The sequence below is a fragment of the Sinimarinibacterium arenosum genome, assembly GCF_005047655.1.
Taxonomy (GTDB): Bacteria; Pseudomonadota; Gammaproteobacteria; order Nevskiales; family Nevskiaceae; genus Solimonas.
The window spans coordinates 270,394-293,573 of the sequence record NZ_SUKF01000007.1; the positions used below are offsets into that span (position 1 = coordinate 270,394).

Sequence of the window (23,180 nt, forward strand, 5' to 3'; positions counted from 1 at the left end):
GTAAGCTATGGCTTACACAGGGTGATATACCTGACGTGCCAATAACGACAATAAGGAGGAGTTCCGATGAATCTTCATGCCAGGTCTTGGCTGATTGCTCGCTTGCGGCACCTGTCCGCGCTAGGGAAGCGGTACGGCCTGCGCCACGGGGCGAGTCTGGCTGCGCTCTCAACCGCGTTCGTGGCGGGATCCGTTTCAGCGTTCAGCTATGTGCCCTTGACCGACAGTGCGTTGTTCGATCGCTCCGACTTTGTTGTCGATGGCCGGATTGAAGCTCCGCCCAGCCGAGCGGTCGCCGGTGCCAGCGTGTACAGCGTCGCGGTCGATGAGGTGTTCAGGGGAGCGCTTTATGGACAGCAGATTCAGCTCATTGTTCCGGGTACGCCCGGCAGCAGTGACGGGGCCGGCGTTGTCGTTTCGGGTGCGCCGCAGTTCACCGCGGGTGAGCGCGTGCTGCTGTTCCTGCACGATCAGGGCGGTCGCTTCGTTGTGCAGGATCTGGCACTGGGCGCATTTCACCAGCGCGTGGACGCCACGGGGCAGGACCTGCTGGCGCGTGACCTGAATGGAGCTCAACGTCTGGCCGTGGGCGTCGATCCGGAGGGTGAGGGATGGGTGCGCGATGCACAGGGCTTCCGTGCGTGGTTGCGCGATCGTGCCCAGGGCATCGATACGGTCGCTGCGTATTGGCGGCGCGCAAATACTGCGCTGACAGTGACCCCCAAGTACACCCTGGAAGGTTCGCCGCCGGTGCGCTGGTTCGACTTCGATTCCGGGCGCAGTGTGGTCGTGTATGCGGATCACTCCGGGCTGCTCGGACTGCTAGGCGGCGGCTACGCCGAAGTGAAGGACGCGATCGCCGCGTGGAATGCTGACCCGCTCAGCAATGTGCGCCTGAGCTATGGGGGCGTCACCTCGGCACGGTCGCCGTTGATGACGGCTGATGGGGTCAACACGGTCATGTTTAATGATCCGTATGACGACATTCCGGGTGGCTATTCCTGCCGGCTGGGCGGCGTGGTTGCGACAGCCGCTTACCACTACACCGGAACGCAGAAACTCAACGGCACAACCTTTGGACGCATCACTGAAACCGACGTTGTCGTGCAGGATGGGGTTCTCTGCCTGCTGTCGCTTTATCTGGGCGCGAACGCAGCGGAGGCGATCACACACGAAATCGGGCATGGTCTGGGTCTCGGCCATTCCTGTGGCGACGACAACACGCCCACCTGCATCGTGGGAACAATCGCGGATGCCGCCATCATGCGCGCCAGTCTGCACGCCGACGGGCGAGGCGCCGCAGTCGGCTCGGATGATCTCGCCGGGCTGCGCCGGCTGTATCCGGTTGACGGGGGCACCGTCAGCGTTGACGCACCCGGTGGCGGAGCCCCGGCGATCGGGAGCGACGGCGGTTCTGGCGGTGGCTCAATAGACCTCGGCGTCTTGCTGCTGAGCTGTGCTGCGCTGATTTTTCGCCGACGTCGGGCTGTACGATCCTGAATCGGTCCGGAGTGAGCGGTCCCGGCCAATGGACGGTGGATGCGCTTGATCGCGGGCCCGTCACGGGGTGGTCAATGGCGCAACGCCCGCGCGACGGAGTTTCAGCGCGGTGATTCGTTGAAACAATAAAGGCCGGTCAAATGACCGGCCTTGAATCCGCAGATCCGGCAGCGGCGGTGGTCGCCGTTGCCGTTTCTCGCGGAGACTGCGCGTACCGCGACCGGGGGATCGCGGCAGCGGCACAGACCTCAGAACACGTATTTGGCTGAGAACTGCAGACGATCCAGGGCACCGTCGGCGCCGGACTCGTCTTCGCGCTCGGCATGACGATACTCGACACCCGTGGTGATCTTGGCGACCGGTGAATACAGCAGATTGATGCTGCCACTGACGACGCTCTTGGTCGCGTTGCCGCCGGTCAGCGCGACGTCGTTGTCGGCCTGGAAGGTCGATGCGGTCACCGTGGTGCGCCACTGCGAGTTCCATGCGTGGCGATACGCCAGGTAGCCGGCGGCTACGCCGATCGCTTCGAGATCGCCTCCATCCAGCGCGGCATCGGCGGAGGTGCCCAGCGCCAGATAACGGCCAAGGCCTTCGCCATAGCTGACGGTGAAGCGCAGATCATCGCTTGATCCCATCGGCAGCTTGCCGGAAACGCTGACGCCATAGCCCGTCGTGGTGGAATCCGGGCCGCCGGAGGTGCTGTCGTCGATCGTGAGCTGACGCACCATGCCGGCTACGGCAAGGTTGCCGCCGTTGCCGATCTTGGCGACATAGCGTGCGATCAGATCCGGCACCTGACCATCATCGGTCTTTGCAGTGCTGCCGCTGCCGTTGGAGATGGAACGCACGGTGGTTTCGGGATTCTCGACCGCGATCGAGAAGTTGCCGCTGCTGTAGCGGATCATCGGCTGGCGTGCGAACACCGTGCCGTCGGTCGGGAATGCGACGAAGTCCAGGGTCTCTGGAATCGAACCGAGATTGATGAATGTCGTCCACTCCTGGCCCAGCAGCCAGTTGCCGTAGGTCAGGAATGCGCGACGCAGGCCCGGGTTGTAGGCGTTGGTGACGACTTCATTGCCGGTTCCCTGGGCGACGATGAAATCGAATTCGATGTGGCCGCCGATCTTCATGCCGTTTTCGAGCGGCGTTTCGGTCTTGATGTACAGCCGCGTTTCCTTGGCGTGGAAGTCCAGCGCGCTGTAGCTGCTGCCGCCGCCGTTGGAGACCGGAATCGTTGATGGTACGTACAGATCGCGTGACGTGCTCTGGGCGACTTCACCTTCGGAGAACTGGCTGTACAGCACGTCGAGCTTGGCGTAGCCGCCCCAGCTGATCGCCGTATCGCCAACCTTGGTTTCGCCCGCCTGCGCGCCCATGCACATCAGCGCAGCGCCCGATGCGATCAGCGTCGGCAGCAGACGCCGTGTGTTGTTTTGCAGACTGCCCCGATCCTTGTCGTTCATACCGTCTCCTCATGGTGGTGATCGCGCCTTGGCTTGGCGCTGTAGGGCCACTGTGTGATCGTGCGCGGGCTGCGGATATTCGCCCTTGGTCGAATCAGGCCTAGAATTTCGACCATGGTCGAATGGCCCGGAGGGTGCGGGCCTAGAAAATTGGTTCAACATCAAGTCACGATATCAAGTCGCAACGTCAAGTCGATTGAGGAGAAAGGTTCATGAGTGAAGCCAAGATCTATCCGGTGCCCGAAAGCTGGTCGAAGAGCGCCTGGGTTGATGCTGCGCAATACGAGGCGATGTATCGCCGCTCGATCGATGACAGCGAAGGCTTCTGGCGCGAACACGGGCAGCGCATCGACTGGATGCGGCCGTACACCAAGGTCAAGAACGTTTCGTTCGCGCGCAATGCGGTGTCGATCAAATGGTTCGAGGACGGCACGCTGAACGTTTCCGCGAACTGCCTGGATCGGCATCTGGCAACGCGCGGAGATCAGACCGCGATCATCTGGGAAGGGGACGATCCGAAGGAGTCGCGCCGCATCAGCTATCGCGAACTACATGGTGAAGTCTGCCGCCTTGCCAACGCACTGCGCAGCCTCGGCGTCAAACGCGGTGATCGCATCACGATCTATCTGCCGATGATTCCCGAAGCGGCGGTGGCGATGCTGGCCTGCGCGCGTCTGGGTGCGGTGCACTCGATTGTGTTCGGCGGTTTCTCGCCGGACGCGCTGGCGGGTCGCATCGAAGACTGCACTTCCAAGCTCGTGATTACCGCCGACGAAGGGCTGCGCGGTGGGCGCAAGGTGCCGTTGAAGGCCAATGTCGACGAAGCGCTGAAGCGTCCGGGCACCGATACGGTCGAAAAGGTGCTGGTCGTCAAGCGCACCGGCGGATGGGTCGACTGGGACAATGCACGCGATCTCTGGTATGACGATCTGATCGCCGAGCAGCCGGCCCAATGCGCGCCTGAGGAAATCAACGCCGAAGATCCACTGTTCATCCTCTACACCTCCGGCTCGACAGGAAAACCCAAGGGGGTACTGCATACCACCGGCGGTTATCTGGTGTATGCGGCAATGACGCATCAGTACGTGTTCGACGTCCATGACAACGACATCTACTGGTGCACCGCCGACGTTGGCTGGGTCACCGGACACAGTTATGTCGTCTATGGACCGCTGGCCAACGGCGCAACCACGCTGATGTTCGAAGGGGTGCCCAACTATCCAGACGCATCACGCTTCTGGCAGGTTGTCGACAAGCACAAGGTCACGATCTGCTACACGGCCCCGACCGCTATCCGTGCCCTGATGCGTGAAGGCGAGGAACCGGTGCGGCGCACCAGCCGTGCCAGCCTGCGACTGCTCGGCAGCGTCGGCGAGCCGATCAATCCGGAAGCGTGGGAGTGGTACTACCGTGTCGTTGGCGAGCAGCGCTGTCCGATTGTCGACACCTGGTGGCAGACCGAGACCGGCGGCATCCTGATCACACCGTTGCCGGGCGCAACTGCGTTGAAGCCGGGTTCCGCCAGCAAGCCGTTCTTCGGCGTGGCGCCGGCGATCGTCGACGCCGAGGGCAAGGTGCTCGAAGGCGCCTGCGAAGGCAATCTGGTACTGCTCGAATCATGGCCGGGGCAGATGCGCACGGTCTACGGCGATCACAAGCGCTTCGAGCAGACTTATTTCTCGACCTACGACAACGTCTACTTCACCGGCGACGGTGCGCGCCGTGATGACGACGGCTACTACTGGATCACGGGTCGCGTCGACGACGTCATCAATGTTTCAGGCCACCGTCTGGGCACTGCCGAGGTCGAGTCTGCGCTGGTGTTGCATCCAGCCGTCGCCGAAGCGGCCGTGGTTGGCTGCCCGCACGATATCAAGGGCCAGGGCATTTACGCCTATGTCACGCTCAAGCTGGGCGTCGACGCCACGGACGCCTTGCGCCAGGAGCTGGTGAAGCACGTGCGCAAGGAGATCGGTGCCATTGCTGCGCCGGACGTTCTGCAGTGGGCGCCCGGCCTGCCCAAGACCCGCTCGGGCAAGATCATGCGCCGCATTCTGCGCAAGATTGCCGCCAACGAGATCGACTCGCTCGGCGATATTTCGACCTTGGCTGATCCCGGTGTGGTGGATTCGCTGATCGGCGCGCACAAGCAGAGCACGAACAAGGCGGCCTGAGTGCGGTGCATTCCGGAGTCCGGCCGGCGTCCCGGCCGGACTCCGGCGGTTTCAGATCAGACTGTTACACTGCGGCCATGAACGCGCAGACCGTAATCGTTGCTGATGACCATCCGCTGTTTCGCAGCGCACTGGTGCTGGCGCTGCGTGGGTTGCTGCCTGATGCCACGCTGCACGAAGTCGACGCCTTCGACGCGCTGCAGCGGACGGTCGAATCCGGAATCGATGCCGATCTTGTGCTGCTCGACCTGCACATGCCGGGCGCGCGCGGCTTTTCCTCGCTGCTTTATCTGCGCAACGAGCATCCGGCACTGCCGGTCGTGATCGTCTCCGGCCACGAAGAACCAGCGATCATGCAGCGCGCGTTCGATTTCGGCGCGTCCGGCTACATTCCGAAGTCGTCCGGACTGCCCACCTTGGCACTGGCACTGCGCGCAGTGCTGGACGGCGAAATCTGGCAGCCGCCGCAGTTGAAGGAAGCTCCGGCACAGGCGCTCGAACATCGGGAACTGGCGCAGCGCATCGCCAGCCTGTCGCCGCAGCAGTTCCGCGTCTTCATGATGCTGGCCGAAGGCCGCCTCAATAAACAGATCGCCTACGACATCGACGTCACCGAGGCCACGGTCAAGGCCCACGTGACGGCGATACTGCGCAAGCTCGGTCTGGTGCGGCGCACACAGGCTGCGCTGCTGGCGCAGCGTCTGCTGCAGGCGGAGAACGCCGCGCTGGAAGTGCCTGCGGCCGAAGGTTTGCCGGTCGGCGAAGACGACGACGCTTGAGGTTCTGCGCTTGATGGACGCCAGAGCGCTCCGTCACTGGGCGGATATGGCTGCACTCGCAGTCTTAGCGAAGCGGGCGTATGTTCCGTTCTACAGTGCCGCCTCGGTGGTATCGACCCGTGCCCCCAGAATGCGGTTGACCAGTGCGCGCAGCTTTGCCACGGCGATTGGTTTGGGCAGGAACGCATAGCCGCGTTTGACTGCAGCCTGGCGCGCCTCGGGCGTGTGATCTGCGGTGATCACGATGCCCGGGACTTCGACACTCCAGTGAGCCTTCAGGGCATCCAGTACGTCGATGCCGGAGACTGCGTCGTCGAGGTGGTAGTCGACCAGCGCGAGTTCCGGCGCCTGCGCGCTGCGTTGGGCCCAGGCATCGGCTTCGTCGTGGTTGGCGCAGGCGACGACGCGGCAGCCCCAGCTCTCCAGCAGTGCCCGCATGCCGGCCAGCACCGCCGGCTCGTTGTCGATGCAGAGCACCAGCGGATGGCCGAGGCGCGGCGACTTGCCGGTCGGTGCGGGGCCGCGCCGGACAACGGCATCAGCGTTGCCTAGTGGCACCCGGATCCAGAACATGCTGCCGTGACCCTCGCGCGAGCGCATGCCCACTTCGTGACCGAGCAGGTGCGCAGTGCGTTCGGCGATCGCCAGCCCCAGTCCGAGCCCGGATTCGCCGCGGGCGTCGTGACTGCGCAGGCGGCGGAACTCTTCGAAAATCTCGGCCTGCCGCGACGCCGGGATGCCGGGGCCGGTGTCCCAGATCTCGATCCGCACCGCAGCGCCATCGCGGCGGCATCCGAGCAGGACGCGCCCGGTTTCGGTGTAGCGCAGCGCGTTGGAGAGGAAGTTCTGCAGGACGCGCCGCAGCAGGGCCGGATCGGTGTGCACCACCAGACGGCAGGCGGCATAGCGGAAGCGCAGATTGCGTTCCAGCGCCAGCGCCGTGAATTCGTTCGCCAGCGGTTCGAGAATATCCGTCAGCAGCAGATGTTCACGCTTCACCGGCGTGGCCCCGGCGTCGAGCCGTGAGATGTCGAGCAGCGCCGACAGCAGTTTTTCGGCTGCGCCGAGTGCAGCGTCGACGTTGTTCATCGTCGACAGCAGGCGCTCGTCGGCACCACTGCGGTCATAGGCCGAGACGAACAGGCGTGCGGCGCTGATCGGCTGAACCAGATCGTGCGAGGCGGCAGCGAGGAAGCGGGTCTTGGCGGCATTGGCGCGATCGGCCGCGCCTTTGGCGATGGCCAGCTCCGCGGCAACACGGGACACTTCCTCGGTACGTTCGCGCACGCGTGCTTCGAGGGTGCCGGCCAGTTCCTGCAGGCGATGTTCAGCACGTTTGTATTCGGTGACGTCGGTGTAGCTGGTGACGAAACCGCCGCCGGGCATCGGGTTGCCACGAATCTTGATCACGCTTCCATCCGGCATGCGGCGCTCATGTTCGTAGGTGCGGCCGGCGCGAATGTGCTCGATGCGACGCTGCACCAGCTCGTCGAGATCGCCTTCGCCCAACAGCCCATGTCGGGCGTTATGGCGGATCAGGTCTTCGACCGGGCGGCCCTGCTCGATCAGGTGTTCCGGATAGCCGAACAACTCCACGTAACGGCGGTTCCACGCCACCAGCCGCAGGTCGGCGTCGACTACGCTGACGCCCTGCGACAGATGCTCCAGTGCGGCCTGCAGCAGTTCGCGCGAAAACTGCAGTGCATGCGAGGTTTCGTCGAGCAGCTGGATCACATCCTCGACCTGCATGTCGCGGCCGCGCAGCATTGCGGCGATGACGTCGCGTGCGCTCGATGCGCCAAGGGCACCGGCCAGCAGGCGTTCGCTGTAGCGCACCAGCTCGGGGGTGGCGCGATCCCGTTCATGCAGCGGAGCGCGTGTGCGCGTGGCGAAGTCCTGCAGTAGCTGCGACGTGCGCTCGGCGCCGAAGAAACGTTCCAGCAGCGCGCGCAGGTCACCGACCAGGGCGTTGCCGGTGGCGGGATTGCGGCGCGTCTGTGCGGGCTGTACCTCTTCGATGAAGCGCACCGCATGCAGATGGTCGCGCAGGCCTGGAGAGAACCACAGCGAGGCGCCGACGTAGCCGAACACGTTGCAGCCCAGACTCCATAGCGAGCCGTGCGCCACCGGGTCGAGCCAGCCGATTCCCAACAGCGCCTGCGGTCGCAGCCATCCGATGCCGAACGGGCCGTGCAGCAACAGTGCCGCGTCAGGCGCCAGCAATGCCGGCAACATCAGCGTATAGGCCCAGACCGCGAAGCCGGCGAACATGCCGATGAATACGCCTTGATGGGTCGCACGACGCCAGTACAAGCCACCGATCAGTGCCGGGGCAAATTGCAGCACGGCGGCAAACGACAGCAGGCCGATCGACGCCAACGAACCGCTGGCGGCAAAGCGCGTGTAAAGATAGGCCAGCGCCAGCAGCGCGACGATACTGACTCGGCGCACCGCCTTGATCAGCCCGGACAGCTGACTGCGGCGTCCCAGGCCCAGCGGCTGAAAACGCAACAGCAGTGGCGTGACGATTTCGTTGCTGAGCATCGTCGACAGGGCAATGGTCGAGACGATGACCATGCTGGTCGCCGCGGAAAACCCGCCGACGTAGGCCAGGATCGCAAGGCCCTGATGGCCCTGATGCAAGGGCAGATTCAACACGTAGGTGTCCGCCGGCACGGTATTGCCGAGGACTTGCCAGCCAGCGCCTGCGATCGGCAGCACCAGCAGCGAGATCAGAATCAGATAGCCCGGAAACACCCAGCGAGCGGTGCGCAGTTCGCGGATGTCAGTGTTCTCGACGGCGGTCACCTGGAACTGTCGCGGCAGACACAGGATCGCCGCCATGGCCAGCACGGTCTGGGTCAGAAAGCCGATCATCCACTCCGGCCGCGACATCGCTTCAGTCACCGCCGGTCGCGACAGTGCGGCCGTCACGGCCTCGCCGATGCCATCGAAGGTGCCGTAGGACGCATACAAGCCGACGGCGACGAAGGCCAGCAACTTGACCACGGATTCGAATGCCACCGCCAGCACCAGGCCGTGATGCGTTTCACTTGATGAGACTTCGCGCGTGCCGAACAGGATCGCGAACACGGCGAGCATCACGGCGGTCACCAGCGCGCCGTCGCCGATCAGGCCCAGTGGTCCGCTGGCGGGAACGGTCAGCACACTCAGCGAGACCGCGACGGCTTTGAGCTGCAATGCGAGATACGGCAGGACGCCGGCGACCGCGATGATCGTGACCAGCGCGGCCAGGGTCTGCCGGCGGCCGTAGCGTGCGCCGATCAGATCCGCGATCGAGGTCAGGTTGTGGCGCCGGCAGACCAGGATGATGCGTTCGATCAGCGGCACGCCGAACAGGAACACCATGATCGGGCCGAGGTAGATCGGCAAAAAGTCCCAACCGTGTTCGGCGGCACGTCCGACGGCGCCGTAAAAGGTCCATGAGGTGCAGTAGACCGCCAGCGCCAGGCTGTAGACCAGCGGGCGTGCCCGCGGTTTTGCGACGCGCGCGGCGCGGCGATCGCCCCAGTAGGCAATCGCAAACAGCAGGCCGACATAGCCTGCCGAGATCAGCAGCAGCAACCAACCGGGCAACACGTGTCGCGCTCCTCCTGCTTGCGCGGTGGCTCGCGCCGGCCGCGTGCGTCTTTTCGGCAGTGTACGGCAAGGGTTGCCGCCGCCGCCGCTAGAACCAAAGGTGTATGGACAGGGCTGCCGTGGCGGACTATAGCTGGACACTGATCGCCTCTTTGGAGCATGCGTGACCGATTCGACGTACCGCCGGACCTGGTTGGCCGTAACGGCTGCGGTCGCAATTGGCGTTGCCGGATTCGGCCTCTTGCTGCTGGCCTTGCAGCCTGCGGAGCCGCGGCAGATCCTGCTTGCCCTGCTCGGCGAGCGCAGGATTGCCGTGGTGCTTGCAGCGCTCAGCGCAATCGGCGCCGGTGTCTTTGCTGGCGTATCGCTACTGCGCCCGCAGATCGCCTATGTTCCAGCGCTGGTGCACTTGCTCGATCGGCTGCGCAGCGGGCAGCCGCAGCTGCGCGTGAAGCGCGGCAACGGCGTGCCGGCGGAACTCGCCGATGCGGTCGACAGACTGGCTGACGAATACGAACGCCAACACCGCCGCAGCGCCGCAGAGATCGAGACGGCCACGGCACTGGTCGCCGAAGAGCGCGATCTGCTGGCTGCGGTGCTATCCGATCTGCCGGCGGCGGTGATCGGCTGCACGCATGATGGTCGTGTACTGCTGTACACACCGCGCGCTGCCGCGCTGCTGCATGCCGTCGAGCCGGACGGTCTGCTCGGTCTCGGGCGTACGGTGTTTGCGTTGTTCCGCCGCAGCGTGATTGTCGAGGTGCTGGAAAATCTGGACGCTGCGATCCGGCGCGGAGACGCGCGCGCCGAGATTGCAACGCGCCTGCCGACCCGTAACGGCACCGTGCTGGAGGCGCGCTTCACGCCGCTGCTGGGGGCAAATCTGAAGGGCTTTTTCCTGCACCTGCATGCGACTGACGATCTGCTCAGTGATGCTGGGACCAGTACGCCGCATGCGCAGGATTCGCTGCGCGCAGCGGCACCGGTATTCGATTTTGCCGCGCCGCAGGCGGCCAGCGCTGCAGAGCTGCTGGATGCGCCGCTGTCGACGGTGATGTTCACGGTGTTCGATACCGAAACCACCGGACTGGATCCGTCTGCCGGGGATCGCATCATTGCCCTGGGAGGCATCCGCATCGTCAATGCGCGGATCGTCTCCAGCGAGGTGTTCGAAACCCTGGTCTCGACCTCGCGGTCGATCGATCCGGCGGCTCAGCGCATTCACGGCATCGATGCGCAGATGCTGCAGGGTCAGCCTTCGTTCGAGACGGTGCTGCCACGTTTCCGCCGGTTCTTCGAGGATACTGTGCTGGTTGCGCACAACGCTGCTTTCGATGTGCGCTTTCTTGAAGTGCAGGGTGGCCCCGAGCTTGCGCTTCCGGCCGTGCTCGACACCATGCTGCTGTCGCAGGTGGTGTATCCGGTTGCTGAAGGGCATTCGCTAGAAGCGCTGGCCCAGCGGCTCGGCGTGTCGGTCATCGGCCGTCATACCGCGTTGGGTGATGCCATCGTCACGGCCGAGGTGTTCCTGCGGCTGCTGCCGCTGCTCGAAGCCCGCGGCATACACACTTTGCGTTCAGCGCTGGAGTCCTCACGGGCCACCGCACTGGCGCGCGTTCGTTACTAGGGGGAGCGCGACGCATGCTTGATCATGGCCTTGCCGTTGCCAGCCGCGATGCGCGGGTGGCCGCAATGCTGGTGCGGCTGTCGACGCTGTCCGACGCCGATGCACTGGTTGCCGCAGCGACCGATCTGCGCGCGCTTGCATTTGAGTTGCTTGAGGACGCCGAATCAGCCGCGCAGCTGACGCGCACGATTGCCGACATGAATGACGCCCTGACCATTCGCATCCTTGAGAGCGTGCGCGCGCGGCACGCACTGGAGGGAATTGCCTTCGTCTGGCTCGCACTCGGCAGTGAAGGCCGGCGCGAGCAGACCGTGCATACCGATCAGGACAACGCGATCCTGTTTGCTGCCGAACATGTCGGCGCGGCGCGCACCGCGCTGCTTGCATTTGCCGACGAGGTCAATCGACTGCTCGATGCCTGCGGATTTCCGCTGTGCCGCGGCGACATCATGGCGCGCAATCCGAAGTGGTGCCTGAGTGCGGCCGAATGGCAGGACTGCTTCGCGCGCTGGATCGACACTGGTGCGCCGGAAGCGCTGCTGCACGGCGCGATTTTCTTTGATTTCCGCGGACTCTGGGGAGAGTTGCAGCTGGCCGCGGATCTGCGCGCCTGGCTGTCGGAGTACATCGCGCCCAGGCCGGTCTTTCTGCGGCAGATGACGCAGAATGCGCTGCAGTCGCGGCCGCCACTGGGCTGGTTCGGGCAGCTCAAGTTCGAACGTCGCGCAGTGGTGGCGGACTCGTTCGACATCAAGCTGCAGGGCGCCGGTCTGTTCACCGACGCCGCACGCATTCTCGCACTGTCGCGCGGCATCGCCGAGACGGCGACGCCGGCACGCCTGCTGGCGTGGCCGCGCACCGAGCATGAACGGCGCGAGGCGGAATCCTGGGTCGAGGCGTTCTACACCTTGCAGGCATTTCGCCTGCGGCGTCAGCTTGATTGCCGCCGCCGCGACGCGGCACTCGACAATCGCATTCCCTCCGCCAGCCTGAGCGGCTTTGATCGCCGCCTGCTGCGCGCGTGTTTCGAGGAATCGCGCGTGTTGCGCGGGCGCATCGCCAGCGAGTACGGCCTGGCTTACTGACACGTCGCGCATCGCGCGTGGCTGGCGCGCTCTGCGACCAAAGTCGCAGCACAGTGGCCTACAGGTTTTAGACCAAAGTCGCGATTCGGTGGCAGGGGTCGCTTGCTACATTGGCTACAACGCAATTCATGCGTGAATAAGAGGAGAAAACGGTCATGTCTGAGCACAACTCAGCGGGCGCCGAGGCCTACTGGAAAGCCAACGTCAGGTTGGTCTTGGGGCTGCTCGCGGTGTGGTTCGCGGTGTCGTATGGAGCCGGCATTCTGCTGGTCGACTGGTTGAACGAGTTCCGTCTGTTCGGCTTCAAGTTGGGCTTCTGGTTTGCCCAGCAGGGTTCGATCTACGTGTTCGTTGCGCTGATTTTTGTCTACGTCTGGCGCATGAACAAACTCGACCGCGAATTCGACGTCCACGAGGACTGAGGAGAACACCTATGGAAGTCATGACCTGGACTTACCTGATGGTCGGCGTGACCTTTGCGATCTATATCGGAATCGCAATCTGGTCCCGCGCCGGCTCAACTTCGGAATACTACGTCGCCGGTGGCGGTGTGTCTCCTCTTGCAAACGGCATGGCCACTGCGGCCGACTGGATGAGCGCAGCGTCGTTCATCTCGATGGCCGGCATCATCTCGTTCGCCGGCTATGACGGCTCGGTGTATCTGATGGGCTGGACCGGCGGCTATGTGCTGCTGGCTTTGCTGCTAGCGCCGTATCTGCGCAAGTTCGGCAAATTCACCGTGCCGGACTTCGTCGGCGATCGCTACTACTCGTCTACGGCACGTCTGGTCGCGGTGGTCTGCGCGATATTCGTCTCGTTCACGTACGTGGCGGGGCAGATGCGCGGTGTCGGCATCGTGTTCAGCCGCTTCCTCGAAGTTGACATCAACACCGGTGTGATCATCGGCATGGCGATCGTCTTCTTCTACGCCGTGCTGGGGGGCATGAAGGGCATCACCTACACGCAGGTCGCGCAGTACTGCGTACTGATCTTCGCCTACATGGTGCCGGCGATCTTCATCTCGCTGCTGATGACCGGCAATCCGATTCCGCAGCTGGGCTTCGGTTCGCAGACGGCAGACGGAACCTACCTGCTCGACAAGCTCGACGGCTTGGTCACGCAGCTGGGCTTTGGCGCGTACACCGAAGGCACCAAGCCGATGATCGACGTGTTCTGCATCACGCTGGCGCTGATGGTCGGCACGGCGGGGCTGCCTCACGTGATCGTGCGCTTCTTCACGGTGCCGCGCGTGCGTGATGCACGTATCTCGGCCGGCTGGGCCCTGATCTTCATCGCGATCCTGTACACCACGGCACCGGCGATTGCCGCGTTTGCCCGCGTCAATCTGATCGATTCTGTGTCCGAGAAGGCCTATGCCGAGGCGCCGAGCTGGGTCAAGAGCTGGGAGAAGACCGGCCTGATCAAGTGGGAAGACAAGAATGCCGACGGCAACATGCAGTACGTCGCGAACAAGGATGCCAACGAGCTGACGATCGATCGCGACATCATGGTGCTGGCCAACCCGGAAATCGCCAAGCTGCCGAACTGGGTTGTCGCGCTGGTTGCAGCCGGAGGCCTGGCGGCGGCGCTGTCGACGGCAGCGGGTCTGTTGCTGGTGATCTCGACGTCGATCTCACACGATCTGCTGAAGAAGACCTTGATGCCCGGCATTACCGAGAAGCAGGAGCTGTTGTTTGCACGCATAGGTGCGGCGGCGGCGGTCTGCATCGCGGGCTATCTCGGCATCCATCCGCCCGGCTTCGTCGCCCAGGTGGTGGCATTCGCGTTCGGGCTGGCGGCCGCCTCGTTCTTCCCTGTGATCATCATGGGCATCTTCTCGCGGCGCATGAACAAGGAAGGCGCGATTGCAGGCATGGTGCTGGGGCTGACTGTGACCGCGGGTTACATCATCTACTTCAAGTTCATGCATCCGGAGCTGAATACGCCGGATCACTGGTTCCTCGGCGTCTCGCCGGAAGGATTCGGAACCGTCGGCATGGTGCTGAACTTCGTGATAGCGACAGCGGTTGCGAGCGTCACCAAGGCGCCGCCGGCTGCGGTACAGCGGCTGGTGGCTGAAATCCGCGTTCCTCGCGGAGCAGGCGCAGCGTCGGCACACTGAGGTCACACGGCAGTACTGGCATCGGTCCCTGGATCCGGTGTCCCAACGCCCCCGGGAGAGTTCCCGGGGGCGTTATGTTTTGACCAGTCGAAATAAACGAGTGTTTAGTGGCAGAATAAAGAAGTCCGGTCGCTTTCCCTCCCTTAGGCCGGACAGTCTTTGACCGCGGCCTGGCCGCGGTCACTTTTTTGTCCGCGGGTTTCGTTGCGGCCGCAGAGCGTCGATACTGACAGCGTGCACTACCAACACCAATTTCACGCCGGCAACTTTGCCGACGTTTTCAAGCATGTCGTGCTGCTGGCCGTGGTTGATGCGCTCAATCGCAAGCCCGGTCCGTGGTGCTATTTCGATACCCACGCGGGTGCGGGCGACTACGATCTGCGCAGTGATGCCGCGCAGCGCACCGACGAGGCGGCGTCTGGCGTCGCCCGACTGTGGACGCGGCCCGCGGACACTCCGCTGCTGCAGCGCTATCTCGATCTGCTGCACCAATACAATCCGGATGGCAGCTTGCGCCATTATCCGGGCTCCCCGCGCTGGGTCGCCGAATGCGCCCGTGCCGATGACCGCCTGGTGCTGTGCGAACGCCAGCCGGCGATTGCGACCGTGCTGCGGCAGAATTTCCGTGGCGACCGCCGCGTCGCCGTGCATCAGCGTGACGGCTATGAGGCGCCGGGACTGCTGCCCCCGCGCGAAAAGCGCGGCATGGTCCTGATCGATCCGCCGTTCGAGCGACCGGACGAGTTTCGCGCGGTCAGCGAGCTGTTGCGGCAGGCCGCGGCGCGCTTTGCGCATGGGGTCTATCTGGTGTGGTATCCGCTGAAGAATCGCCACGCCGCCGAACGCCTGCCACGGGCTGCGGCAACCCTGGGGCGCGAGGGTCTGGATCTGCATTTCGATACCGGGGCGCCGGCACAGGGGCAGATGCACGCCTGCGGCATGCTGCTGCTGAATCCGCCGTTCGGCCTCAAGGAGGCGCTGGCGCCGACGCTGGATGCCTTGCGCGTCGTTCTCGCACAGGGCCCGGGCGCAGCCTGGACTGCAGAATCGTTCTGAGGGCCGGCAATTCAATGGTTGTCTTATGTCCGTCACCGCGCCGCGGGTGCGGTGATGGCGGATAATCCGGGCTCGTTATTGCGAACCGATTCGATGGACGATCCGATAGAAGTCTTGGCCGAGGGCCGCTTTCTGCGCTTGCTGAAGGAAGGGCGCTGGGAGTACGTGCGCCGTGTCAACGCACGGGGCGCGGCGTTCATCGTCGCGCGTACCGATGCCGACGAACTGGTGCTGGTCGAACAACATCGCGTGCCGCTGCACGCGCGCACGATTGAGCTGCCTGCGGGCATCATCGGCGACGAGGCCGAGCATCGTGACGAGAGTATCGAGGCGTCGGCGCTGCGCGAGCTCGAGGAGGAGACCGGTTTTCGCGGCGCGCGCGCCGAGATCCTGCTGAGCGGGCCGACCGCGCCCGGAATGAGCGGCGAGCAGGGTCATTTCGTGCGCGCGCACGATCTGGTTCGCACTGGCCCCGGCGGCGGCGTCGGCAACGAAGAGATCACCGTACATGTGGTGCCGATCGCCTCGATCGACGACTGGCTGCGCACGCAGCAGCGTGCCGGCCTGCAGATCGACGCCCGCGTGTTTGTCGGTCTGTATTTCCTGCGGCGGGCCTAGAGCAAGCGTCGTGGCGGGAACTGCGCGGCATCGGCCAGCGTCTCGGCCTGGGCAATGGCGCTGCTGAACACACGGTCTGCCAGCACCGGCCCCAGCGCTTCGCAGGCGGCGACATACATCAGATGCGAGAAGCTCGGGTATTCGGTCGCCGCCAGGCGCAGGAAATAACCGTCGTCGTCGAGTTGCGCGGCCCACGCCTCCAGTGCCATGCGGCCACTGTCCGTGATCTTCTGCGCGCTGGCGTGACGCCGGATCGCCTGCGAGAAATCCCGTTCTGCGGTAGCGCCCGCGGCGCCGACACCGCGAAACACGTCGAGCACCACACTGCGAAAGACACGGAACGCGGCGCTGGCATTCGCGCTGCCGGTGCCGTTGACCACGCGGGGTACCGTCGCGGGCGTGACGCTGCGTCTACCCGCGGCGCCGGTGCTGCTGCGGGTCGGGTCGATGCCGCGGGTCAGCAGTGCGCGATACAGCGCCATGCGGATTTCATGGCGCTGGCGCGTCGGCAGCATCAGCGCAGCGGCGACTTCGTTGACGTACTCGATCAGCGCGTGCGGTTTGCCGGTGGCGTAGCTGCGATCCCACAGCGACAGCGCCGACTGCGTTTCGGCGTCGCCGAGCAGGCCGCGAAAGCCGTCGGCCAGTGCATCGCGAATGCCGGGCGTCGAAGAATTCGGCGTCGCCATGACTCAACCCTTGCCGCCGTGCAGGAGTTCCTTCTGAAACTCCGGATAGCCGATTTCGTAATGCTCGGTGAAATCGAGACCGCGCTGTTCGTGCAGAGTGTCGGCGCGCAGGCCGACCGTGCGCTTGAGGATCCAGAAGGTCAGAAACGCGGTCGGGAATGCCCATGCGGCGGCTATGCCGATGCCGAGCAGCTGGATCAGCATACGATGCAGATTGAACAGATCGTCGGCATAGAAAAGACCGGCGGCGAGCGTGCCCCAGGCGCCACAGAACGCGTGCACCGGAACCGCGCCGACAACGTCGTCGATGCGCAGTCGGTCCAGCAGGTCGGCGCCCAGGACCATGACCGGTCCGGCGATAAAGCCGGTCAGCAGCGCGAAGCCGGTGGGCATCGTGGCGCAGCCGGCGGTGATGGCGACGAGTCCGGCGATGGCGCCATTGACCGTGGTAGTCATCAGCACCGGGCGTCCGAGCAGGGCCAGGCAGACGTAGGCGCCGACCATGCCGGCGGCGCCGGCCAGGTGCGTGTTGACCAGGATGATGCCGACGTCGGCGCTGGCCGCCAATGTCGAGCCGCCGTTGAAACCGAACCAGCCCAGCCACAGCACGAACACGCCGAGTGCGACAAAAGGCAGGTTATGCCCCGGAATGATGCGGGGCGTGCCGTCGGGGGCGAAGCGGCCCAGCCGCGGTCCAACCACGAGGGCGCCGGCCAGCGCACACCAGCCGCCGACCGAATGCACCACGGTGGAGCCGGCAAAGTCGACGAAGCCGAGCTCGGCCAGCCATCCCTTGCCCTCAAAGAAGCTGCCCCAGGCCCAGGAGCCGAATACCGGATAGATCAGTGCGGTGATGATCACCGATGCCAGTACGTACGGGCCGAAGCGCATGCGTTCGGCGACCGCACCGGACACGATGGTTGCGGCGGTGGCGGCGAACATCGCCTGGAACAGCAGAAAAACGGATTCCGAACCGGTCAGCGTTTCCGGCAGGAAATGACTGCTGCCGAACCATCCCGTCGGGTTGTCACCGAACATCAGCCCGAAGCCGATCACCCAGAAGGCAATGGCGCCGAAACTGAGATCGGCCATGTTCTTCATGATCACGTTGGTGGTGTTCTTGGCCCGCGCGAATCCGGCTTCCAGCAACGCGAATCCGGCCTGCATGAAGAACACCAGTGCCGACGCCACGCAGACCCAGGCAATGTCGCCTGCATCTTCCAGCGTTCCGGCGAACACAGTCGTTGGCGCAAACAGCAGCAGCAATATCCCAATGTGCAGTCTTTGCACGATCCCACCCCGTTGTGGAGGCACCCCAACGATGCCGGTCTGCGAAGGAAGCAAGGAAAAGGCCAACTTCGCCGAAACCCAGGACTCAACGGGGCTGCGCCGGCTCGCGGATCGGGTTAACGTCGGCGCTTCGGGCTTGAGTTGCGGGGATGCGATGAACAAATCCGACGATGCCACCGCGACGCCGCCGGTGCCGGTCGACGGCAACGGCGTTGCCGTCGACCCACGGCGGATGATCACGCCGGACGCCTTTCGCGTCAGTGAACAGCTGTACGGATTGCCACTGGCGGGCCCATGGCGGCGGCTGGCTGCGATCCTGATCGATGCCGGGATCGTCGGCCTCATCTCGCAGGCGGGTGGTTTGTTGTTGGGCCTTGCACTGGGCTTGATGGGCTGGGCCTGGTGGATCACGCGCAAGGCGCCGGAGGCACCGCTCCCTGCGAGGGTGCGTCGGGTACTGCGGCTTGCCGCTGCAGTCGTCGCGCTGGGCGTGGTGTTGTCTTTGCTGGACGTGCCTTCCGGCGAATACGCGCTGTTCTCGGAACAGACCGAGACCACGCCAGGCCAGTCGCTGGATCTGAGTCCTGCCGATGGCGTCAGCTTTGCCGCTCAGCTTGCCGGGTTCGTCAGTTGCAGTGACGCGCCCTGTCGCCGTGCGCGCTTTCCTGCGGTGATCGAGGCGGCAGGGCGCAGTCGCACTTCTGTCGAAGAACAGCGTGAGGTGTTGGCGGAACTGGCCGGCAGCGCGGCCGATGACGCTGACGAGGTCGCGGCGCTGATGACGCTGGTCGATGGCCGTGCAGCCGACAGCGCGCCGCCGGCGGTCAAATCCGCGCCACAAGCCACGCCGGATTTTGCTGAGCGCATGCTGAAGGCGCTGCACGGGATCGTCGACGAAGTCGGGGAGAATTTCGGCTGGGGTGCGGTCTACTTCACCCTGGTGACCGTGTACTGGCGGGGGCAAACCCTGGGCAAGCGCTGGATGGGTATTCGCGTGGTCGTGCTCAACGGGCGACCGATCAGCATCGCGGCCGCGTTCGAGCGCTACGGGGGGTACGCCGCCGGTCTTGCCACCGGCTTGCTCGGGTTCCTGCAGGTGTTCTGGGATCCCAACCGCCAGGCGATCCATGACCGGATCGCGTTCACTGCGGTCATCCGTTTGCGCGGTGCATCGATACCGTCCAACGGCGATGTCTCTTGACGCCTGACGTTCATCAGAGGAGCGTGGGTTCCGGTATCACAAAAGAAGACGTGGACTTGGATACGCCACGCGCATGGATGCCGGGAGGGTGTGAGCATGAATGCTCGATTGCCGTTCATGGCAGCGCTGATCGAGGATGTATCGGACTTTGTCGCGGTGCTCGATGCCGACGGGCAGGTTCGCTACGTCAGTGAGTCGATCGAGAGCATCGGTGGCTATCGCCCCGAGCAACTCAAGGGGCACGTCTTTGTCGAATTTGTGCATCAGGACGACTGGTCTAAATCACTAGCGACCTTGCGCGCAGCGCTCGATCAGCCTGACCGCACCCATACCTGCGAATGCAGGCTGCGGCATCGCGACGGTGGCTGGCGCATCATCCAGGCCAGCGTGCGTGATCGTCGCGCGGTGCGGGATATCCGGGGCATCGTGGTGACCGCGCGCGACATCACCGAGCTCAGGGAAGCACAGCAGCGCGAGCAGGCGTTTGACGAGCAGATGCGCCTGAGTCTGCTGGAGGCGGTCGGTGCGCTTGCCGCCGCGGCCGAGGCGCGCGACGAATACACCGCAGGACATCAGCGGCGTGTAGCCGACCTGAGCGGCGCCATCGCACAGGAGCTGAAATACCCGGACGCACGGCGTCAGGGGCTCATGCTGGCGGCGAGCATCCACGACATCGGCAAGCTCAAGGTGCCGATCGAGATCCTGACCAAGCAGAGCCGGCTTAGTGATCTGGAGTACGCACTGGTACAGACCCACGTCACTGCCGCAGCGGGCATCCTCGGACAAATCCGCTTTCCGTGGCCGGTCGCGAAAATCGTCGAACAGCACCACGAACGTCTCGATGGCAGCGGTTATCCCCACCAGCTGCGCGGCGATCAGATCATGCAGGAAGCCTGCATCGTCGCTGTCGCGGATACGGTCGAATCCATGACCAATCAGCGGCCGTATCGCCGGGGTCTGGGGATCGACCATGCGCTCGCCGAGATCGAGCGTGGTTGCGGGCGGCAGTATGACGCTGCAGTGGTCCACGCCTGCCTGCATGTGTTTCGTGATCTCGGCTACACCTTCGCCGAGTACTGATGGCGGTGACCTGCCGCTAAATTGAACGAGTGTTTGACAATCCATCAGTGGCTTCGCATAGTCGCCTGTGAGGAGAACAACAGACGGAGCAGCCGTGTTCGGTAGACATCCGCGTCGTATCATTCTTCCGCGTGGGTCAGGCCCCGCGGCGCGCTGGAAACAGCGTCCATCACAGACTCCGCGCCGTGTGCGCGTGGAGAAAATCGTCAGCGAGGCTCAGGACGCGATCACCCTCGTACTGGTGCCGGACGACGACCGTCCGCTGGCGTTTCGCGCCGGTCAGTATCTGACCCATATCTTTGAAATCGACGGGCGCGATGAACGTCGCATCTACAGTCTGTCCAGCGCCGAAGGCGGCGCTTTGGCATGCACGATCCGCGTGTTGCCGGAGGGCCGCGCGTCACAGTTCATTGCGCGGCAGCTGCGCGAAGGCGATGTGTATCGTGTGCTCGGACCCGGCGGTGATTTCACGCTGGACCCTGCACATCAAGGGTCGCTGGTGCTGCTCGGCGCCGGCAGTGGCATGACGCCGGTCATCAGCCTGGTCGAAACGGCACTGGCGTCAGATCCGCAGCGATCCGTGCGCGTGGTCGACGTGCAGCACGATGAAGCGCATGCGCTGTTTCACGCGCGCTTAAGAGCACTGGCACAGAATCACCCGGGTCTGTCCTGGGACAGCGTTGTCACTGCGGTCGAAGGAAGGCCGGATGCTGTGCGGCTGGCCCACTTGCTTCGTCCGGCGGCCGATGCCCAGGTTTACCTGTGCGGACCGCAGGCGCTGATGGATGCCGCTGAGGCCGGTTTGAAAGAAGCCGGTTTCGATCTCCAGCACATCCGCCGCGAGCGTTTCGTCGCTGCGCCGCAGCACCGCCCGCGCCCGACCCAGCCGGTGCCGATCGTGTTCAAACGCTCGGCGCATAGTGTCGAGCAGCAGCCAGGCGAGTCCTTGCTGGACGCCGGACTGCGGGCCGGGCTCAAGCTTGAATTCAGTTGCACCGTCGGCGGTTGCGGTCATTGCAAGGTGCGTGTGCTGGACGGCGAGGTGCTGCTGGAAGAACCCAACTGCCTGTTGCCCGAGGAGCGTGCCGCTGGATACACGCTGGCGTGCTCCGCCTGTGCGACCACCCCCGTTACCGTTGATGCCTGACGCCAGGCTGGCCGAGGAGAAAGACGCATGAGTGCAAACATTGTCACGCTGCCGCGAATGCTCGACGGACTGCCGGGCAAGGCGCAGAACACGATCTATTCGGCGCTCGACAATCTGCGCGTGATGACATCGGTCGGCAATGCCAAGGTTGCAGCGACGATGGCGCCATCGGTATTCCGCGGGCTGATTCTCGGTGTCGCACGCGATGGCGATGCGGTGCAGATGCCGGCGCAGCACTCAACGCATTTCTCGTTGACCTATGGCGGCGAGTTTCCCGAGATGTATGAGCTGTATCGTCGCGCGGTCGCGAATCAGTGGGATGGCGACCGCGATCTGGATTGGAGCACCGACGTTGATCCGGAAAATCCGGAACGGCCGGTGATGCCGCTGGATTACCCACCGTTCGAAGGGCTGGCCGCCAAGGGCATCAAGCTGACGCCGAAGGAGAAGCTGCGTTTCGCCAACGACATCGCGTCGTGGACGCTGTCGCAGTTCATGCATGGTGAGCAGGGGGCGCTGTATGCCGCGGCTCAGGTCACCGAGTCGGTGCAGTGGATGGATGCGAAGTTCTACGGTGCCACCCAGGTCATGGACGAAGGCCGGCATCTCGAGGTGTTCCTGCGCTATCTCGATACCAAGCTGCAGAAGACCTACGTCTGCAACGACAATCTGTTCGTGATCCTCGACGATCTGCTGACCGACTCGCGCTGGGATGTGAAGTTCCTCGGCATGCAGATCATGGTTGAAGGTCTCGCGCTGGGTGCGTTCGGCACGATGTACAACTTCACGCGGGAGCCGCTGTTGAAGCAGTTGCTCAAGTACGTGATCCAGGACGAGGCGCGGCATGTGCACTACGGCGTCCTGGCGTTGCGCGAGCACATTGGCAAGGAACTCAGCCCAGCCGAGATTCGCGAGCGCGAAGACTGGGCTTACGAAGTCGCGCTGCTGATGCGCAACCGCTTCCTGTCGCATGAGTTGTACTACGAATGGTTCGAAGGCCGCATGTCGCTGAAGGACTGGGATGAAGTGATCTTGAACGCCCCGTCGATGGCTGCGTTCCGTCATCTGATGTTCCTGCGTCTGATCCCGAACCTCGAATACATCGGTCTGATGAGCGATCGCATCAAGGCCCACTACGACAAGGCCGGACTGACCTCCTTCCTCGGTGGCAAGAACGCCACGGAGCTGTCGGGTGAGGATTTGATCCGCGATATTGCCGCGTATAAGGCGCCGACGCCGCACTGATCGACCTGCGTGCAGAATTGACCGGTATCAGTGCAGTGGTTAGGCCGGTGCAGTGCAATGATTCGGACTCTTCACGCGGAGTGCACCCGATGCGCCGAGTCTCATGGATTGCTCTGCTGTTGCTCAGCGCCTGTGCCGCGCCGCGGCCCGTGTTGTATCCCAATGCCACGATGCAGATGAGCGGACAGGGTGCCGCCGATGCGGCGGTGGCTGAATGCCGGCGGCGGGCCGATGCCAGCAATCTGGATAGTTCGCAGGGGCGCGTGGTCAAGGGCGCTGCCGGTGGTGCGGTGGCCGGCGCCCTCATCGGGGCTGCGGTAGGTTCGGTCTCCGGCAACGCGGGCAAAGGCGCGCAGTACGGAGCGGCCGGCGGGGCTGCGCAGGGCGGCGTGCATGGCCTGTTTCGCGGCAAGGATCCCGGGCCGGTCTACAAGGCCTACGTCAACCGCTGCCTGAGCGAATCGGGTTACGAGGTCATCGGCTGGCAGTAAGCATGGGGGG

The 23,180-nt window shown here is 64.2% G+C and carries 18 protein-coding genes; 14 read left to right on the forward strand and 4 right to left on the reverse strand.

Features of this window, described 5'->3' with window-relative positions; genetic code table 11:
* The first annotated feature begins 66 nt into the window (after positions 1–66).
* Entirely contained in the window at positions 67–1,500 is a 1,434-nt protein-coding gene (locus E4T66_RS15520) for a zinc metalloprotease (RefSeq protein ID WP_136849964.1), read from the forward strand.
* A gap of 248 nt (positions 1,501–1,748) precedes the next feature.
* Here E4T66_RS15520 and E4T66_RS15525 read toward each other — a convergent pair whose 3' ends face one another.
* Complete coding sequence (locus tag E4T66_RS15525) at positions 1,749–2,966, reverse strand: DcaP family trimeric outer membrane transporter (protein WP_248679741.1); 1,218 nt, start codon at positions 2,964–2,966, stop codon at positions 1,749–1,751.
* A gap of 212 nt (positions 2,967–3,178) precedes the next feature.
* Here E4T66_RS15525 and acs point away from each other — a divergent pair, with 212 nt between their 5' ends.
* Positions 3,179–5,140 (forward strand): acetate--CoA ligase, encoded by a 1,962-nt coding sequence (gene acs, locus E4T66_RS15530; RefSeq protein WP_136849965.1) that lies wholly within the window; start codon positions 3,179–3,181, stop codon positions 5,138–5,140.
* Positions 5,141–5,217: 77 nt separating this feature from the next.
* Positions 5,218–5,919, forward strand: a complete 702-nt coding sequence (locus tag E4T66_RS15535; RefSeq protein ID WP_136849966.1) for a response regulator — start codon at positions 5,218–5,220, stop codon at positions 5,917–5,919.
* A gap of 90 nt (positions 5,920–6,009) precedes the next feature.
* On the opposite strand, the gene E4T66_RS15540 is transcribed toward E4T66_RS15535, so the two are convergent.
* The gene (locus tag E4T66_RS15540; protein ID WP_211242957.1) at positions 6,010–9,519 is read right to left on the reverse strand and encodes a PAS domain-containing hybrid sensor histidine kinase/response regulator; all 3,510 of its coding nucleotides are present in this window, start codon (positions 9,517–9,519) and stop codon (positions 6,010–6,012) included.
* Between the two features lie 163 nt (positions 9,520–9,682).
* On the opposite strand from E4T66_RS15540, the gene E4T66_RS15545 reads away from it, so the two are divergent.
* The 6 genes from E4T66_RS15545 to E4T66_RS15570 all read left to right on the forward strand — a co-directional run bounded on the left by E4T66_RS15545 (position 9,683) and on the right by E4T66_RS15570 (position 16,027).
* Positions 9,683–11,146, forward strand: a complete 1,464-nt coding sequence (locus tag E4T66_RS15545) for a 3'-5' exonuclease (protein ID WP_136849967.1) — start codon at positions 9,683–9,685, stop codon at positions 11,144–11,146.
* A 14-nt stretch (positions 11,147–11,160) separates the two neighbouring features.
* Entirely contained in the window at positions 11,161–12,231 is a 1,071-nt protein-coding gene (locus tag E4T66_RS15550; RefSeq protein ID WP_136849968.1) for a DUF294 nucleotidyltransferase-like domain-containing protein, read from the forward strand.
* Between the two features lie 155 nt (positions 12,232–12,386).
* Positions 12,387–12,653 carry a DUF4212 domain-containing protein gene (locus E4T66_RS15555; protein WP_136849969.1) on the forward strand — a complete coding sequence of 89 codons (267 nt, stop codon included), beginning with the start codon at positions 12,387–12,389 and terminating at the stop codon, positions 12,651–12,653.
* An 11-nt stretch (positions 12,654–12,664) separates the two neighbouring features.
* Entirely contained in the window at positions 12,665–14,353 is a 1,689-nt protein-coding gene (locus E4T66_RS15560) for a sodium:solute symporter family protein (protein WP_136849970.1), read from the forward strand.
* 234 nt (positions 14,354–14,587) lie between these two features.
* On the forward strand, positions 14,588–15,409 hold the full coding sequence (locus tag E4T66_RS15565; protein ID WP_169577654.1) for a 23S rRNA (adenine(2030)-N(6))-methyltransferase RlmJ: 822 nt from the start codon (positions 14,588–14,590) through the stop codon (positions 15,407–15,409).
* 93 nt (positions 15,410–15,502) lie between these two features.
* The gene (locus tag E4T66_RS15570; RefSeq protein WP_136849972.1) at positions 15,503–16,027 is read left to right on the forward strand and encodes an NUDIX hydrolase; all 525 of its coding nucleotides are present in this window, start codon (positions 15,503–15,505) and stop codon (positions 16,025–16,027) included.
* On the opposite strand, the gene E4T66_RS15575 is transcribed toward E4T66_RS15570, so the two are convergent.
* Positions 16,024–16,716, reverse strand: a complete 693-nt coding sequence (locus tag E4T66_RS15575) for a hypothetical protein (protein ID WP_136849973.1) — start codon at positions 16,714–16,716, stop codon at positions 16,024–16,026. The genes E4T66_RS15570 and E4T66_RS15575 overlap by 4 nt on opposite strands.
* A gap of 3 nt (positions 16,717–16,719) precedes the next feature.
* Entirely contained in the window at positions 16,720–18,006 is a 1,287-nt protein-coding gene (locus E4T66_RS15580; protein ID WP_211242959.1) for an ammonium transporter, read from the reverse strand.
* Between the two features lie 31 nt (positions 18,007–18,037).
* Here E4T66_RS15580 and E4T66_RS15585 point away from each other — a divergent pair, with 31 nt between their 5' ends.
* The 5 genes from E4T66_RS15585 (at position 18,038) to E4T66_RS15605 (ending at position 23,170) form a co-directional block, all read left to right on the forward strand.
* Positions 18,038–19,207, forward strand: a complete 1,170-nt coding sequence (locus E4T66_RS15585; RefSeq protein ID WP_211242960.1) for an RDD family protein — start codon at positions 18,038–18,040, stop codon at positions 19,205–19,207.
* A gap of 96 nt (positions 19,208–19,303) precedes the next feature.
* Positions 19,304–20,287, forward strand: a complete 984-nt coding sequence (locus tag E4T66_RS15590; RefSeq protein ID WP_136849974.1) for an HD domain-containing phosphohydrolase — start codon at positions 19,304–19,306, stop codon at positions 20,285–20,287.
* Between the two features lie 187 nt (positions 20,288–20,474).
* The gene (locus tag E4T66_RS15595) at positions 20,475–21,434 is read left to right on the forward strand and encodes an iron-sulfur cluster-binding domain-containing protein (protein ID WP_211242961.1); all 960 of its coding nucleotides are present in this window, start codon (positions 20,475–20,477) and stop codon (positions 21,432–21,434) included.
* Between the two features lie 27 nt (positions 21,435–21,461).
* Positions 21,462–22,679 carry a ferritin-like domain-containing protein gene (locus E4T66_RS15600; protein WP_136849976.1) on the forward strand — a complete coding sequence of 406 codons (1,218 nt, stop codon included), beginning with the start codon at positions 21,462–21,464 and terminating at the stop codon, positions 22,677–22,679.
* An 89-nt stretch (positions 22,680–22,768) separates the two neighbouring features.
* A complete protein-coding gene (locus E4T66_RS15605; protein WP_136849977.1) occupies positions 22,769–23,170 on the forward strand; it encodes a hypothetical protein in 402 nt (133 codons plus the stop codon).
* The last annotated feature ends 10 nt before the right edge of the window (positions 23,171–23,180 follow it).

Excerpts from the sequence above, each read along its gene's own strand:
- E4T66_RS15520 (WP_136849964.1), top strand. The coding sequence starts at position 67 with ATGAATCTTCATGCCAGGTCTTGGCTGATTGCTCGCTTGCGGCACCTG.
- E4T66_RS15525 (WP_248679741.1), bottom strand. The coding sequence starts at position 2,966 with ATGAACGACAAGGATCGGGGCAGTCTGCAAAACAACACACGGCGTCTG.
- acs (WP_136849965.1), top strand. The coding sequence starts at position 3,179 with ATGAGTGAAGCCAAGATCTATCCGGTGCCCGAAAGCTGGTCGAAGAGC.
- E4T66_RS15535 (WP_136849966.1), top strand. The coding sequence starts at position 5,218 with ATGAACGCGCAGACCGTAATCGTTGCTGATGACCATCCGCTGTTTCGC.
- E4T66_RS15550 (WP_136849968.1), top strand. The coding sequence starts at position 11,161 with ATGCTTGATCATGGCCTTGCCGTTGCCAGCCGCGATGCGCGGGTGGCC.
- E4T66_RS15555 (WP_136849969.1), top strand. The coding sequence starts at position 12,387 with ATGTCTGAGCACAACTCAGCGGGCGCCGAGGCCTACTGGAAAGCCAAC.
- E4T66_RS15560 (WP_136849970.1), top strand. The coding sequence starts at position 12,665 with ATGGAAGTCATGACCTGGACTTACCTGATGGTCGGCGTGACCTTTGCG.
- E4T66_RS15570 (WP_136849972.1), top strand. The coding sequence starts at position 15,503 with ATGGACGATCCGATAGAAGTCTTGGCCGAGGGCCGCTTTCTGCGCTTG.
- E4T66_RS15575 (WP_136849973.1), bottom strand. The coding sequence starts at position 16,716 with ATGGCGACGCCGAATTCTTCGACGCCCGGCATTCGCGATGCACTGGCC.
- E4T66_RS15585 (WP_211242960.1), top strand. The coding sequence starts at position 18,038 with ATGCCGGTCTGCGAAGGAAGCAAGGAAAAGGCCAACTTCGCCGAAACC.
- E4T66_RS15590 (WP_136849974.1), top strand. The coding sequence starts at position 19,304 with ATGAATGCTCGATTGCCGTTCATGGCAGCGCTGATCGAGGATGTATCG.
- E4T66_RS15600 (WP_136849976.1), top strand. The coding sequence starts at position 21,462 with ATGAGTGCAAACATTGTCACGCTGCCGCGAATGCTCGACGGACTGCCG.
- E4T66_RS15605 (WP_136849977.1), top strand. The coding sequence starts at position 22,769 with ATGCGCCGAGTCTCATGGATTGCTCTGCTGTTGCTCAGCGCCTGTGCC.